The sequence below is a fragment of the Pelorhabdus rhamnosifermentans genome (genome assembly GCF_018835585.1).
Taxonomy (GTDB): Bacteria; Bacillota; Negativicutes; order UMGS1260; family UMGS1260; genus Pelorhabdus; species Pelorhabdus rhamnosifermentans.
Genome location: NZ_JAHGVE010000137.1, coordinates 1 through 273 on the forward strand (window position 1 = coordinate 1; position 273 = coordinate 273).

The following is a 273-nucleotide window of genomic DNA, read 5'->3' on the forward strand; positions in this document are numbered from 1 at the left end:
CTTGCTCGTCCATAGCTTTTAAATCAAGTGGCTGTTGTTTCTGCCATCATATAGCCTGAGCCAACCCCGCCAATGCGGGGTCATTCGGTGTACCGGCTTCTAACCGTGCAGGAAGCTGGGGCGGCATGTCCTCCCGATCACTTAGCGTGCCAGTCCCCCCCACCCCACCTGGTTCAAGCTCAATCGTATGGGCAACATAGAGTCCCCCGGTTCCTGCCGGGCCCAGCAAATACTTATGACCGGTAAAAGCGACCATATCGATGGACGAGCAAG

Annotated in this window: 1 protein-coding gene; it reads right to left on the bottom strand. The window is 56.0% G+C overall.

The genetic code is table 11. The features are described from left to right. Nucleotides 1-46 precede the first annotated feature (46 nt). A partial coding sequence (locus tag Ga0466249_RS26090; protein ID WP_215832403.1) for an aminotransferase class V-fold PLP-dependent enzyme occupies nt 47-273 on the bottom strand: 227 nt, incomplete at its 5' end.